This window comes from Nocardioides sp. NBC_00850, assembly GCF_045207335.1.
Classification (GTDB): Bacteria; Actinomycetota; Actinomycetes; order Propionibacteriales; family Nocardioidaceae; genus Nocardioides.
The window spans coordinates 4,312,101-4,325,925 of sequence record NZ_CP108845.1; the positions used below are offsets into that span (position 1 = coordinate 4,312,101).

Annotated in this window: 17 protein-coding genes; all 17 read right to left on the reverse strand. The window is 66.8% G+C overall.

Annotation, left to right across the window (positions count from 1 at the left end):
* Positions 1-23: 23 nt before the first annotated feature.
* Positions 24-1,058 (reverse strand): phosphotransferase family protein, encoded by a 1,035-nt coding sequence (locus OH802_RS20975; protein WP_406021696.1) that lies wholly within the window; start codon positions 1,056-1,058, stop codon positions 24-26.
* The gene (locus OH802_RS20980) at positions 1,058-1,510 is read right to left on the reverse strand and encodes a MaoC family dehydratase (RefSeq protein WP_406021698.1); all 453 of its coding nucleotides are present in this window, start codon (positions 1,508-1,510) and stop codon (positions 1,058-1,060) included. The genes OH802_RS20975 and OH802_RS20980 overlap by 1 nt, the downstream gene beginning before the upstream one ends.
* On the reverse strand, positions 1,507-2,268 hold the full coding sequence (gene fabG / locus OH802_RS20985; RefSeq protein ID WP_406021700.1) for a 3-oxoacyl-ACP reductase FabG: 762 nt from the start codon (positions 2,266-2,268) through the stop codon (positions 1,507-1,509). The genes OH802_RS20980 and fabG overlap by 4 nt, the downstream gene beginning before the upstream one ends.
* The gene (locus OH802_RS20990) at positions 2,265-2,924 is read right to left on the reverse strand and encodes an HAD family hydrolase (protein ID WP_406021702.1); all 660 of its coding nucleotides are present in this window, start codon (positions 2,922-2,924) and stop codon (positions 2,265-2,267) included. The genes fabG and OH802_RS20990 overlap by 4 nt, the downstream gene beginning before the upstream one ends.
* Before the next feature lie 4 nt (positions 2,925-2,928).
* Positions 2,929-3,687 carry an SDR family oxidoreductase gene (locus tag OH802_RS20995; RefSeq protein ID WP_406021704.1) on the reverse strand — a complete coding sequence of 253 codons (759 nt, stop codon included), beginning with the start codon at positions 3,685-3,687 and terminating at the stop codon, positions 2,929-2,931.
* Positions 3,688-3,698: 11 nt separating this feature from the next.
* Positions 3,699-4,916, reverse strand: a complete 1,218-nt coding sequence (locus tag OH802_RS21000; protein WP_406021706.1) for an acetyl-CoA C-acetyltransferase — start codon at positions 4,914-4,916, stop codon at positions 3,699-3,701.
* Between the two features lie 143 nt (positions 4,917-5,059).
* Positions 5,060-6,073 carry an NADP-dependent oxidoreductase gene (locus tag OH802_RS21005; RefSeq protein WP_406021708.1) on the reverse strand — a complete coding sequence of 338 codons (1,014 nt, stop codon included), beginning with the start codon at positions 6,071-6,073 and terminating at the stop codon, positions 5,060-5,062.
* A complete protein-coding gene (locus tag OH802_RS21010) occupies positions 6,070-6,498 on the reverse strand; it encodes a nuclear transport factor 2 family protein (protein WP_406021710.1) in 429 nt (142 codons plus the stop codon). The genes OH802_RS21005 and OH802_RS21010 overlap by 4 nt, the downstream gene beginning before the upstream one ends.
* Before the next feature lie 395 nt (positions 6,499-6,893).
* The gene (locus OH802_RS21015) at positions 6,894-7,931 is read right to left on the reverse strand and encodes an alcohol dehydrogenase catalytic domain-containing protein (RefSeq protein ID WP_406021712.1); all 1,038 of its coding nucleotides are present in this window, start codon (positions 7,929-7,931) and stop codon (positions 6,894-6,896) included.
* A gap of 114 nt (positions 7,932-8,045) precedes the next feature.
* Complete coding sequence (locus OH802_RS21020) at positions 8,046-8,741, reverse strand: VOC family protein (protein ID WP_406021714.1); 696 nt, start codon at positions 8,739-8,741, stop codon at positions 8,046-8,048.
* A 157-nt stretch (positions 8,742-8,898) separates the two neighbouring features.
* Positions 8,899-9,309 (reverse strand): hypothetical protein, encoded by a 411-nt coding sequence (locus tag OH802_RS21025; RefSeq protein WP_406021716.1) that lies wholly within the window; start codon positions 9,307-9,309, stop codon positions 8,899-8,901.
* Between the two features lie 240 nt (positions 9,310-9,549).
* Positions 9,550-9,696: a hypothetical protein gene (locus OH802_RS21030; protein ID WP_406021718.1), complete on the reverse strand. Its 147-nt coding sequence runs from the start codon at positions 9,694-9,696 to the stop codon at positions 9,550-9,552.
* Complete coding sequence (locus tag OH802_RS21035; protein ID WP_406021720.1) at positions 9,693-10,421, reverse strand: HAD family hydrolase; 729 nt, start codon at positions 10,419-10,421, stop codon at positions 9,693-9,695. Before OH802_RS21035 ends, OH802_RS21030 begins: the two co-directional genes overlap by 4 nt.
* 61 nt (positions 10,422-10,482) lie before the next feature.
* Positions 10,483-11,733, reverse strand: a complete 1,251-nt coding sequence (locus OH802_RS21040) for an acyl-CoA dehydrogenase family protein (RefSeq protein WP_406021722.1) — start codon at positions 11,731-11,733, stop codon at positions 10,483-10,485.
* Positions 11,734-11,813: 80 nt separating this feature from the next.
* On the reverse strand, positions 11,814-12,641 hold the full coding sequence (locus OH802_RS21045) for an enoyl-CoA hydratase/isomerase family protein (protein ID WP_406021724.1): 828 nt from the start codon (positions 12,639-12,641) through the stop codon (positions 11,814-11,816).
* Positions 12,642-12,850: 209 nt separating this feature from the next.
* A complete protein-coding gene (locus tag OH802_RS21050) occupies positions 12,851-13,438 on the reverse strand; it encodes a carboxymuconolactone decarboxylase family protein (protein WP_406021726.1) in 588 nt (195 codons plus the stop codon).
* Positions 13,438-13,809 (reverse strand): hypothetical protein, encoded by a 372-nt coding sequence (locus OH802_RS21055; RefSeq protein ID WP_406021728.1) that lies wholly within the window; start codon positions 13,807-13,809, stop codon positions 13,438-13,440. The genes OH802_RS21050 and OH802_RS21055 overlap by 1 nt, the downstream gene beginning before the upstream one ends.
* Between the last annotated feature and the right edge of the window lie 16 nt (positions 13,810-13,825).

Genomic DNA, 13,825 nt, shown 5'->3' on the forward strand with positions numbered 1-13,825 from the left:
CTTGGCGTCGTACTCGAAATCCATCAGTGGTTCTCCTTCAGTGCGTCGAGGCCCGCGTCGAGCAACGGAGGGATGGATTCGCCGATGCGGTCGAAGCCCTCGCCGACGGTCTGGCCGCGGAGATAGCGGTAGTGGATGCCCTCGAGGATCGCGGCGAGCTTGAAGGCCGCGAGGCCGAGGTAGAATCCGAAGCCGGAGAGGTCGCGGTCGCTGCCACACGAGTACCGCTCGATGATCGCGCGCTCGTCGAGGAAGCCGGGCGCCGCCGACACGTTGGACACCGCGTCGCCCCCGTCACCCGCCTCTGCGTCGAGACGGAAGTAGACGAGCATCAACGCCAGGTCCGTCAGCGGGTCGCCGAGGGTGGCCATCTCCCAGTCGAGAACGGCCGCCACCTGGTCAGCGTCGTCGACCAAGACGTTGTCGAGCCGGTAGTCGCCGTGCACGATGCCGGCGGCGGACTCAGGCGGCACTGACTCCGCGAGGCGCCGGTGGAGCTCCTCCGCGGCGGGCAGGTCACGGGTGTGCGACGCGTCGAGTTGCTTCTTCCAACGGGCGACCTGGCGTCCGAGGAAGCCCTCAGGGCGGCCGAAGTCACCGAGACCGACTGACGCCGGCTCAACCGCGTGCAACGCGACGAGCGTGTCCACGAGGCGTTCGGAGATCCTCCGGGTTCGCTCGGGGCCAAGGGATTGGAGCTCGGCTGCGTGGCGGTACGGCGTACCGGCGCACCGCTCCATGACGTAGAAGTCCGCGCCCAGCACCGCGGGATCGGTGCACATCGCGAAGGTCCGTGGGACCGGCACGCTGGTGTCCTGGAGCGCCGACATGACGCGGTACTCGCGGGCCATGTCGTGGGCGGTCGCGAGCACGTGGCCGAGCGGCGGTCGTCGGACGATCCACTCCTGCGTGCCGTCGGTCACGACGTAGGTCAGGTTGGACCTCCCGCCGGCGATCAGGGTGGCCCGCAGCTCATCTCCTGCGCCGGGGATCTCGCTCGCGAACCACGCTCCGAGGACGTCGAGGTCGAGGCCCCGGGGCACTTCGGCGGTGGTCATCACGGCACCACGAGGGCGAGCATGTCGACCACGCAGGCCGGCTTGTCGCCGCCGTCCCGCTCGAACGTCACTTTGAGGCCCATCTGGTAGCCCAGCGTGATAGGCGTGACCGAGCTCAGCTCCACGCCCGCCCGGACGCGCGAGCCAACCGGCACCGGCGAAGGGAAGCGCACCTTGTCGGCCCCGTAGTTGACGATCATCTTGACGCCCTCGATCTTGTAGACCTGCCAGGTGAGCATCGGCAGCAGGCTCAGCGTGAGGAAGCCGTGCGCGACGGTCGATCCGAACGGCCCCTCGGTCGCCTGCGCCGGGTCGACGTGGATCCATTGGTGGTCACCAGTGGCGTTGGCGAAGGCATCGATCTGCTCCTGGTCGATCCTGTGCCACTCGGAGTGACCGAGGTGGGATCCCACGGCCTTCTCGAGGTCGGCGACGCCGTCGAAGACTCTCATGCCTTCGGCCCTCCTGCGACGTAGAGCACCTGACCCGAAACGAAGCCCGCGCCCTCACTGGCGAAGAACGACACCGCGTGCGCGATGTCGGCGGGCAGGCCGCCGCGCCCGACGGGGATCTCCTTGACCACGAATGCCTTGAACTCGTCGAAAGACACGCCCATCCTCTCCGCGGTGGCCACGGTCATCTCGGTCTCGATGAATCCCGGTGCGATGGCGTTGGCGGTCACGCCGTACTTGCCGAGCTCGATGGCCAGCGTCTTGGTGAAGCCTTGGACCCCGGCCTTGGCTGCGGAGTAGTTGGCCTGGCCGCGGTTGCCGAGCGCGGACGTGCTGGACAGGTTCACGACGCGACCCCAGCCCGCCTTGGTCATGTAGCCCTGGACGGCGCGGGTCATGAGAAAGGCACCGCGCAGGTGGACGTTCATCACCGCGTCCCAGTCGGTCGCGGTCATCTTGAAGAGCAGGTTGTCGCGGATGATGCCAGCGTTGTTGACCAGGACGGTCGGCTCGCCCAGCTCGGCGGCGACCCGCTCGACCGCAGCCTGGACCGCTTCCTCATCGGCGACGTCGACACCGACTGCGAGTGCCCGGCCACCAGCCGCCTCGATCTCCGCCGCGACGGCCTTGCAGGCGGCCTCATCGAGGTCGAGGACGGCGACGGCAAAACCGTCGGCGGCGAGACGCTGCGAGACACCGGCGCCGATGCCGCGGGCGGCCCCGGTCACGATGGCGGTCCGTGTCGTGGTGGTGGTCATGCGGTGACTCCTTGGGAATGAGAGTTGAGTTCAGGTACCAGCTCGGCCAGAGAGGAACGGGTCGACGGATGATCGACATGAAGCAGGGCCCGCAGGCCCGACGCCCGAGCACCCAGCACGTTGGGGTCGGCGTCATCGATGAAGAGCACACGGTCGGCGGGCACGCCGAGCCGGTCCAGCGCCAGTTCGTAGATGGCAACGTCGGGCTTGCGCAGCCCCACCTCACCGGAGATCACGACCGGGTCGAGCAGAGCGTCGATTCGTGCGCGAGGGTAGGTGTTCCCCCAACTGTTGGAGAGCAGGCCGACCCTCAGGCCTGCCGCGCGCAGCTCCTCAACCAGCGCGAACATCGTGGGGTCGGGCCTCATGCCCGCGAAGAGCCGCCCAAGGATCCCGTCCGGGACGACTGCCCGACCGTCGACCGTCCGCAGCTCGGCCGCGAAGAGGGCCTCGAAACCCGGGATCGTGAGCTCCCCCGTCTCCAGCCGGTGGACCGGCGTACCGTCTTCGGCGTCATGGGAGAGCCACGCACGCAACGTACGCGAGAACGACTCGGGATCGATCACGTCCGCGGCCAGCCAGCGGGCGATCGAGTCCTTCACCGGACCCGTGAGCACACCGCCGTAGTCGAAGAGGACCGCATCGATCTCTCGCACCCGGTCACTCCTCCGCGGCCTGAAGACTGACGCCGCCATCGACGACGACGGTCTGACCGGTGAGCCACCCGGCGTCGTCGGAGAGCAGGTGAGCGACGATGCTGCCGATGTCCTCCGGTGCGCCCAGCCGCTTGAGCGGGTACGCCGCGGTGACCTCATCCTCGCGGCCTTCGTACAGCTTGGCGGCGAACCGCGTCTTCACCACGCCTGGCGCGACGCCGTTGACCCGAATGTCCGGGCCGAGCTCGACGGCCATCAGCTCGGTAAGCGAGTTGAGCATCGCCTTGCTGGCGCCGTAGAACCCGATGCCCGGCGCCGTGCGGACGCTAGAGAGGGAGGAGACGTTGACGATGGCGCCGCCGTGCTGCTTCATCCACGCTCGATGGACCTGCTGGACCCAGGCGACGGCCGCGATGCAGTTGACCTCGACGATCTTGCGAGCAGCTGCCAGATCGAGGTCGATGAGCGGCCCGTACACCGGGTTGATCCCGGTGTTGTTGACGAGGAGGTCGATGCTGCCGAAGGTCTCGATCGCCTGTCGCACCGTGTCGGCCTGGTGGTCCGCGTCGTCGGCGCGGCCCGCGACGGCGAGCGCCACGTCCGGACCGCCGAGCTGGACGACGGCCTCGTCGAGAGCCTCCTTCTTGCGCGCGGTGATCACCACGCGAGCGCCGTCGGCAACCAGCCTCTCGGCGATGGCCAGGCCGATGCCTCGACTGGCTCCGGTGACGATCGCTGTCTTTCCGTCAAAGCGCTTGCTCATTTCGTACCCTTTCAGCTCAGTCGCTCGAAGACGGCGGCCATGCCCATGCCACCGGCCATGCACATCGACTCGACGCCGTACTGCTTGTCGTGCCACTGCAGCGAGTTGATGAGGGTGGAGGTGATGCGGGCGCCGGTCATGCCGTACGGGTGGCCGACCGCGATCGCGCCCCCGTTCACGTTCAACTTGTCCAGCGGGATGCCCAGCTGCTGCGCAGATCCGAGCGCCTGGACCGCGAACGCCTCGTTGATCTCGAACAGATCCATGTCATCCAGGGACATGCCTGCGTTGCGCAGCGCGGCCGGGATCGCCTCGACCGGGCCGAGGCCCATGATCTCCGGCGAGAGGCCCGTCACCGCCGTGGAGACGATCCGCGCCAGGGGCGTGAGTCCCAGCTCCTTGGCTCGCGTGTCGCTCATGACGACCAGCGCGGCGGCACCGTCGTTGAGCGGGCAAGCATTCCCCGCCGTCACGGTGCCGTCGGGGCGGAAGACAGGCTTGAGCTGGCTGACGCCCTCGATCGTCGTGCCCGGCCGCGGACCGTCGTCCGCTGAGACGGCGGTTCCGTCCGGAAGGGTGACCGGCGTGATCTCTCGCGCCCAGAAGCCCTCCTCGATCCGCTGCACGGCGAGGTTCTGGCTACGCACCGCGAACTCGTCCTGCTCCTGGCGAGACATGCCGAGAACCTGCGCCACGTTCTCCGCGGTCTGACCCATCGCGATGTACAGGTCGGGCAGCGCACCCGTGGAACGCGGGTCCGCCCACGTCTCAGCACCGCCACCCGCCCGCTTGTCGCTAACCGCATGCGCGTCGGCGAAAGCAGGATTCCGCCCCACGGGGTCGTCCGCCCAGCCATTGGAGTAGCGGCTGACAGTCTCGACACCGGCCGAGATGTAGGCGTGACCCTCGCCCGCCTTGATCGCATGGAACGCCATCCGCGTCGTCTGCAGACTGCTCGAGCAGTACCGGTTGACGGTGACGCCGGGCACGTGGTCCATCCCACTGAGCACGGCGACGGCACGGCCCAGGTTGTTGCCCGACTCCCCCGCCGGCTGACCCACGCCCAGAACCATGTCGACCACCTCGGCCGGGTCGAGCTCCGGCACCTTGGCCAGCGCAGCTCGCACCATCTGGACCGCAAGGTCGTCCGGACGCATGTCCTTCAACGACCCCTTACCCGCCCGGCCGATCGGCGAACGGGCGGTAGAGACGATGACAGCTTCAGGCATGGATGACGACCTTCCTCGGTAACCTAAGCGATCGCTTAGGTTTGATTTCGTACATGATTGAGCCCTCTTCGATGAGCGAGACTCCTGTGAGCTCCGTGGTCCCGAATCAGCGGGAGGCGGCTCTTTCCGGATACCGGATTCGATCAGGATGGATCGGCGACGTGAATCATTCGCTTGCCGACATTGGTGCCGTTCAGAACTCCGATGAGGCCCTCCGGGGCCTTCTCGATGCCTTCCAGGATGTCCTCGGCCACCGTCAGGGAGCCGTCGTCGAGCCACCCCTGCAGCGCCTGGAATCCCTCGTCGAACCGCTCGGCGTAATCGGTGTAGAGGAAGCCGCGCATCGTGATGCTCTTGATGATCAGCGCCCCGGGCACCCCCCGGGCACCTCGCGCGGGGTTGGTCGTGTCGTACTGCGAGACAACGCCGCAGCACACCACACGGCCGCGGTGGGCCATGATTCGGAGGGCGGTGTCCAGCGTCGCGCCGCCGACGTTGTCGAAGTAGACGTCGATGCCATCGGGACAGGCTTCATTCAACGACTTGCGGAAATCGTCGTCGCGATAGCTGACTGCCGCGTCGAACCCGAGCTCGGAGGTGAGCCACTTCTGCTTCTCCGGGCTCCCGCAGATGCCGACGACACGACACCCCTTGAGTTTGGCGATCTGCCCGACGAGTGCGCCGGTGGCGCCGGCGGCGCCCGAGACGACGACGGTCTCCCCCGGCTTTGCCTCACCGACATCGAGCAGGCCGAAGTACGCGGTCACGCCGGTGATGCCCAGCACGCTGAGATAGTAGGAAAGCTTCTTGGTGGGGACGAGCCGATCCAGTTCGCCCGGTTCGACCACGGCGTAGTCCTGCCAGCCGAGATGTCCAGTGACGATGTCACCGGCAGCGAAGTCCTCGCTGCGGCTCTCGACCACTTGACCGATGGCGAACGCGGGTATCGTGTCGCCGACCTGGACGGCACTGCGATACGTGGCGCCCTGGAGCCACGTACGCTGCGCGGCATCGATGGAGATCCACAGCACCCGGCACAAGACCTGCCCCTCCGGCACGTCCGGCAGATCCACGGTCTCCAGCTCGAAATGCGAGGTCTCGAGATGCTCCGTCGGCATCGCCGCGACACGCCACCGGCGGTTCTTCGGCGCGTTCACGAGACCACCACCCCGGGAATCGCCGGCAGGAACTTCCGCAGACCCTCGTAGTGCATGACCTTGAGGCTGTCGAGGTACTCGACGACCTCGACGATCTTGCCGTCGCGACCTCGCACGACGAACACGTACTCGTTCTCGTAGCCCTCACCGGTCGCCCGCACCTTCAAACGCACCCGGATGCGAGCCACGCTCCTGCCGCCCTCGGCGTCGAACTCCTCATGGATGTCCACGTCTGCGCCCACCGTCCTGTCGTAGGCCGCAAAGGACATCTTGTTCAGCGCTACGACAGCCTCCTTGCCCTCGTGGGTGCCGCCGATGCGGCCGAGGGTCACGGGCAGCGTCCAGCTGATGTCGTCGGCGTACAGCTCCTGCATCGCGGCAACATCGCCCAACGCGTGCGCCAGGTCTCCTGCGAGTGTGCTCATGTTCGGGGTTTCTCCTTGTAATCATGGATGGATTCCTGGCCAGCCCAGTGCTCCTTGCTCCGCCTGCGACTGAGCAACCCGCCGCTGGGCCGGCCAGGACGTAGCAAGGCCTGCGGCTTGCTGACTCGAACTTCAGACAGTGCCGGGCAGCGCCGGGTCGGCGACCGCATGGGACAGGTGCTCGAGGAAGAAATCACGGCGGCGCCCGACGGGATCTCGAAGCGGAAGTGAGCGCATTCTCTGGGCTGAACAACTGCCAAAGAGACATCGGGCACTCCTTGTATACGATGGCGGGCGTGCCGTCGGTCACATCTAACGTAAGGTCCCGTGGCCTCAGCGAGTAGGTCGAACCTGCCGAACACCGGTACAGAACAGACACGATGGCGTCGCCCCGGTCAGGGGGTGACGAGAACCTTCAGGCTCTCGCGCGCGTCCATCGACTTGTAGCCGTCGGGGACCTCGTCGAGCCCGATGGTGCGATCGAAGACCTTTCCGGGCTCGACGGTGCCTTCGAGGACGGCGGGCAGCAGCTCGGCCATGTAGGCGCGGCTCGGCGCGGGGCCCCCGTTGAGGGTGATGTTGCCGGCGAAAAGGCTGCCGAAGCCGATCGGGGCCTTCTCGTACTGCGGGACGCCCACACGACTGATCGTGCCTCCGGGGCGGACCACGCCGTACGATTGCTGGTAGGCCGGCATGTGACCTACCGCCTCCAGGACGATCTCGCTGCCATGCCCGCCGGTCAGCTCTCGGACCTTCGCGATGCCCTCCTCGCCGCGCTCGGCGACGACGTCGGTGGCGCCGAACTCGCGGCCGAGGTCGGTGCGTACGCTGTGCCGGCCCATCAGCACGATCTGCTCGGCGCCCAGCTGTTTCGCCGACAGGACGGCGAGCAGCCCCACCGCGCCGTCCCCGATCACCGTGACGGTGCTGCCCGGCTTCACCCCGCCGATCTTCGCGGCGTGGTACCCGGTCCCGTAGACGTCCGACAGCGTCAGCAGCGACGGCATCAGAGCCGAGTCGGGCGCGACGGGCAGCTTGAACAAGGTCCCGTCGGCGAGCGGGACCCGGATCGCCTCAGCCTGACCGCCCTCCTGGGGCAGCGAGTCCCAGAAGGTGCCGTTCTCGCAGGCGGTCTGCAGCCCGGCACGGCAGAACTGACACGTGCCGCAGGAGAACGCGAACGGCGCGACGACCAGGTCGCCCTTGCTCAGCGTCGAGACGTCCGACCCGGTATCCTCGACGATGCCGATGAACTCGTGGCCCATGTGTGCGGGACCCTTCTCGGCGGACATCCAATGGTAAGGGTGCAGGTCGCTGCCGCAGATGCAGCTGGCAGTGATGCGGACGAGGGCGTCGGTCGGAGTCTCGACCTTCGAGTCGCGGACGTCCTCGACGCGGACGTCGCCCGCTGCGTACATCAGGGTGGCGCGCATTGTGCTTCCTTTCTGGGCGGTGGTCCGCCGCAGGTCTCGCGCAATGGCGCGAACTGTTCTCGGTGCGTTCGGGCGGGATTGACTCCTGTACGGCGGACACGCCGGTCAGTGATGTCAGGCGCGCACGAAGTCGACGCCGCCGATGCTGACATCGGCTTCCAGCCCCTCGATGTGAAAAGCCGTGATGTTGTCCCGTTCACCCGTGACGAAGCGGAGCTCGCCACCGTCCACAGCGATCTGGTCGCCGTCGGCTTCCTTGCCGAGAGCGGCTGCCCACGTGGCTGCAAGCTTCGCCGGCTCGCGGGCTGCCACGGTCGCTCCCGTCACCCTGCCCGGACCCTTCACAGCCGGGGCCTGCGCGATCCACTCTGGACCGGCCCAGCGCCATGATTCCGGCAGCTTCATGTGGTCGAGCGTGATGATCGCGCCGGGCACGTCGTTCGGGTGGATGTGGACGTCCGTGTCGCCCTCGACCTCGTAGTCGAAGATGGTCCGAAGGCCGAGCTTCTCGACGCGCGCGCGGGCGACGTCGAGGTCGTCGACCTGGAACATCGCCATGTACGCGCCGTCGCCCCCGAGCCGGTCGAGGTGCCGGCCGGCGGCCGTGTTGGCCTCGACCGGAGAGATGACCTCCACGAAGGTGTCTCCGAGCGGCATGACGGCGTTGTGAATACCGAAGAAGGGGCCGACCACCGGGTCACGGAACGGATCGCCGAGCGGGAGCGCCTTGCGAAGCTCCTCGACGACTGCTTCGAGGTCGCGCGCCACGAGGGTGGCCTGACGGAGGCGGAGCATGCTGGTTGAGGTCATGTCTCTATCCTTGGAGCGCTCTCTACCAATCGAGTAGTCGAAAAGTGCCTATTCCCGGTACAGCGTTGCCAACAGCCGTTCAGCGCAGTAGGAAGCCCGGTATCCGGTACTCGTTGACGCGCAAGAAGCGGGCCTCTCGCCGAACCTCGCGATCCCATCACGCGTCGGCGCGGTGACGGCGCGCTCGACCAGTGCATCGATCATCTCGACCGTGGGCGGGCCCACCCTCGGCAGCGTTGGAAGGTTCATCGATCGCACGTCGGCGCACTCCCTCGGCGATGATCGCGATCTTCCACATACCCAGGACCTCCCAGAAGGTCAGCGCAGTCAGCTCGCGGCCCGAATCGGCAGCGTAGGTGTCGCAAGTCTCACTCCGAGTCGCGAATCCGGGCAGCCGGGACGCCTCGAACAGGTCGGTCGCAGGATCGGACGGCTCGGGCCAGTACGCCAAGGTGGAGCCGAGGTCAGACAACGGATCACCCAAGGTGGACAACTCCGAGTCGAGCGCGGTGCGCATGCCAGCGGTGAACGGGTCGAGGATGACGTTTCGTTTTGTGCAGATCGCCATGCACGCCGGCGAGCGAGGTGGTGGCCGGGACGTGGTGCTCCAACCAAGCCGTGAGCCGGTCCAGGCTCGGAAAATCGCGCGTGCGGTTTGTATCCCGCTGTCGGCTCCACCGCTTCAGCTGCCTTTGGGCGTACGGCGAGTGGGCTGGCGAGGTCGCCCAGGCCGACGGCGTCGAGGTCGACCGCAGCAGGTTGCCCAGGGGCTGTCGGCGGGCGACCCAGCGGCGGACCGCTTCGTCGGTCAGCTGGTGAGATTCGACTGGCCGAGGCCGATGCGCGTGGCGGAGATCGCTCTGGTGACTGTGATGCCTTGGTTTTCCAGGAAGATCCCCAGAGCCGCCGGGTCCAGCGCGGCTGTGCCCCCTTCCCGTGCCCAGTTCGCCGTCATGCTGGTACCACCCGGCCGAGAAGGGAGGCCAGCTCGGTTCGCGTCGTGTCGGCGTTGCGATGGACGATGCCGGCGATGCCGACCCGGGCAGCGGCCGCGATATTCTGCTCGAGGTCGTCGATCATCACGGTCTCCTCAGGTGCCACCCCAAGGTTGTCGCAGGCGATTCGGTACGCCCGACGCGAAGGTTTCCGGATCCCGATCTCTCCCGAGATCGTGACCGCGTCGAACATCGCGTGCAGGTCGAAGCCGGCGTAGCAGTCGTCCCCGAACGAGTTCGACAGTAGACCGACCGGCCGTCCCGCGGAGCGCAGAGACGCTACCAGCTCGATCATCGCCGGATCCGGACGCAACCCGGCCTGCATCCGCCGGATGAGTCCATCCGGTTCGACCTCGATATTGTGAACAGCCAGGATCTCGGAGAACCCCACTTCGAACTCGTCCTGACGGATCCGCCCTTCTTCAAGGGCGATCAGCAGCTCGCCGCCCCGCTCGCCCTTACCGAAAAGCCGCAACATCAACCCCGGATCGCCGTACGCCGCGCCGAAAGCCCGGAAGGCCGACAGCAGGCTGGTCGTCAACACGCCACCGAAGTCGAACATCACTGCCCGTCTCGCCCCAGGCACGACGTCCTCCTCCTGTGTCGCCGATCGCGTGAACTGGTCCATCGTCTCGCCGACCGCTGGCACCGCAGCGGTGCGGCCGAGCACTTCAGCCGATTCCATTCGAAGTTCCCTTCTCTCACCTGGTTGCCGAAGGGCGCGGGTGTTGCCGCGCACACGGTGCTCAGCTTGCGGCGATTGCCTCTCGCATCCGCTTGAGCTCGACCCGGGCGATGGTCCGCTTGTGCACCTCGTCGGGGCCGTCCGCCAGCCGGAGAGTGCGCTGATGAGCCCAGAAGCTGGCCAGCGGGAAGTCGTCTGTCACCCCGCCGCCTCCATGGACCTGGATAGCGCGGTCGATGATCTTCAGCGCCATCTGGGGACCGGCGACCTTGATCGCGGCGATCTCGATACGTGCCTTCCTGTTGCCAACGGTGTCCATGAGCCACGCCGTCTTGAGGGTCAGAAGGCGGACCATCTCGATCTCGATGCGAGCCTCAGCGATCCAGTCCTGAATGTTCGAGCGGCTGGCGATCGGCTCACCGAAGGTGACGCGGCCCTGGGCCCGCTTGATCATCAGGTCAAGCGCGCGCTCGGCCATGCCGATGGAGCGCATGCAGTGATGAATCCGCCCGGGCCCGAGGCGCGCCTGGCCGATCATGAAGCCATCGCCCTCACCCGCCAACAGAGCAGTGAGAGGGACCCGGACATCCTCGAAGAGGATCTCGGCGTGTCCCTCACGATCCAGGTAACCGAAGACCGGAAGCCCACGCACGATCGTGACCCCCGGCGTGCCGACCGGGACGACCATCATCGACTGCTGCCGGTGCGTCGGTGCCTCGACGTCGGTCTTGCCCATCACGATGAGGACCTTGCAATTGGCGTGGAGCGCGTTCGAGGCGAACCACTTGCGCCCGTTGAGGACGTACTCGTCTCCGTCACGCACCATCGAGAGCTCGACATTGGTGGCATCCGAGCTCGCCACATCCGGCTCAGTCATACAGAACGCCGAGGCGATCTCGCCGGCAAGGAGTGGCTTGAGCCACTTCTCCTTGTGCTCCTCGGTGCCGAAGAGTTGCAGCACCTCCATGTTGCCCGTGTCCGGCGCGTTGCAGTTGCACGCCTCCGGGGCGAGCAGCGGGCTGCGGCCCATGATCTCGGCGAGCGGCGCGTAGTCGAGGTTGCTCAAGCCCGGCGAACCCCACGCCTTGTCCTCGTGCGGGTGGAAGAGGTTCCACAAACCACGCTTGCGCGCCTCGGTCTTGAGCTCCTCGAGGATCGGAGGATGGAAGTGGGGATTGCCCGACTCCGCCATCTGTGCGGCATAGATCCCTTCGGCCGGGTAGATGTGCTCGTCCATGAAGGCAAGCAGCTTCTCTTGGTACTCCTTAGAGCGGTCCGAAAAATTGAAGTCCATGGCATTTCCTCGTCTCATCGTTGGGCGAAATCGTGCTGCTACAGCTCGTCGTGGTCATGCGAGCGGTACTGGTGGCGACGGCGACTTGGTCGTTGTCCTTACGCGGTATCCCCATGCCACCCGATGGGAAAAGTGGGCTTCTCCTTAGCGACGAACGCCCTGACCGCCGCCACGTGGTCTTCGGTCAGGCCGGTGGCCTTGTGCAGGGGCACTTCGACGGACATCGAGGTTGTGAGATCCTCGTGCGGGGCGCGAAGGAGGTTCTGCTTCATCCCATCGAGTGCGTGTGAGGGCCCGTTGGCAAGCTGCGCAGCGATCTCGCTGGTGCGCAGTTCCAGCTCCTCCTCAGGCACCACCCAGTTGATCAGGCCCAGGGCGAGGCATTCCTCGCCCCGGATCCGAGGGTTGAGGAACATGAGTTCACGCGCCTTGGCGGGCCCGACCAGCCGGTCGAGCAGCCATGCAACGCCATAGTCGCCGGCCAGCCCGACGGCCCCGAACGCGGTCGCAAACACGGTCCTTGGTGAACCGATGCGCAGGTCCGCGGCGAGCGCGAGGCCGATGCCGGCTCCGGCCACTGCACCAGAGATGGAGGCGAGAACTGGCTTCCGGCATCGGTAGATGCGGCCGACTGTCTCCTCCTGGTCGCGACGCTGCTGCACAACGGCAACCTGGTCGACTTCGGTGGAGCCGGCCCCCTCACCACCTTGCTCATGAAAGTCCTGGACGTCCCCTCCGGAGCAAAATGCGCCGCCGGCGCCAGTGAGAACTATCGCTCCCACATCGAGGGACGCCTCCATGTCCTTCAAAGCGAGGGTGAGTCCCTCGATCATCCCGTCAGAGAGCGCGTTGCGGCGGTCGGGTCGGTTGAGCGTGATGGTGCCGACGCCGTCGGCGATGTCAGTGAGAACGTCGTCGCTGACCACACGGGGGACCTCAGTAACCATTAGCCACCTCCCGCACGCGCCGTGCGGGACCCGCGGGTGACCCCATAAGCCCGCGCACCGCGCGAGCAGAAAGCCACAGAACTGAAGTTGAACTCATCCTCATATAAAGACAGTACCATGTTGTTCTCACGGATGAGCTTGTCGACGGGAATGTGGGTCGTCCTCCTCGTAGACCTGCGTCCGCGCCCTCAGCGCAGCAGGAAGCCCGGCATCCGGTACCCGTTGATGCGCAAGAAGCGGGCGTCTCGCCGAAGCTCGATGTCCGAGCGGTGCTCGAAGCCAAGGGCGTCAGCGACCCGGTTGACCGTGTTGAAGGCGAAGGCCACGTAGACCGCCTCGGCGAGCGCCGCGTCACCGACGCCTGCGGCTCGAGCCGCGGCCACGAGCTCGGATCCCACGCGATCTGGATCCCTTGTCAGTGCGTCAACGAACTCTGCCGCTGCGATCGCACGGACTCCGAAACGACCGTCTCGCCATGATTCGTCGACAGCGAGGCCCAGCGCCGACCCTGCAATGGCACCGTGTGTGCCCACGCAGAAGGCGCATGAGTTCGCCTGCGACACGACCGCGGCGAACAGCTCACGTTCGCCGACGCTCCAACCCGATCGGCCCCGGAGCGCGAGCTGCGTAAGAGCCATGAACGGGCGGCCGAAGAACTCCGCACGACGCATGGAGACCTTTCCCACGTCGTTGATCGGCGACCCCAGCAGGCCGGTGACAGCGAGGAACGCGCGCTGGGCGGGCCGGCGGCCGGTCTCGTAGCTGGCGAGTCTCATCACTGACCCGCTGCCGGCTCGAGCAACGCCAGGCCGGCGGCCAACCGCCGCTGGCCCTCACCAAGCGCCGCGGCCACGGTGAGCTCGAAGATCGCATCGTCGGACAGCCCGTGCGCGCGAAGCGCGGTGATGTCCGCGTCGGTGATGCGATGAGCGTGTTGGCGCACCTTCGCGACGTACTGCGCGAGCACCGGCTCGTCGACCACACCGTCGTACGCACAGCGACGCAGGTGCCCGGACGTGGTCGCCGAGGTGAGGGCCGGGTCGGCCTCGAGGACGGCATCGTAGAGGCGGCGCGCGGCCTCGGCGAGTCGATCGAGACGCCGACTCGGTCGCATGGCCCAGCGCCGCACTCGGGTTCGCTTGCTCATGGTTCTCCTGCTCCTG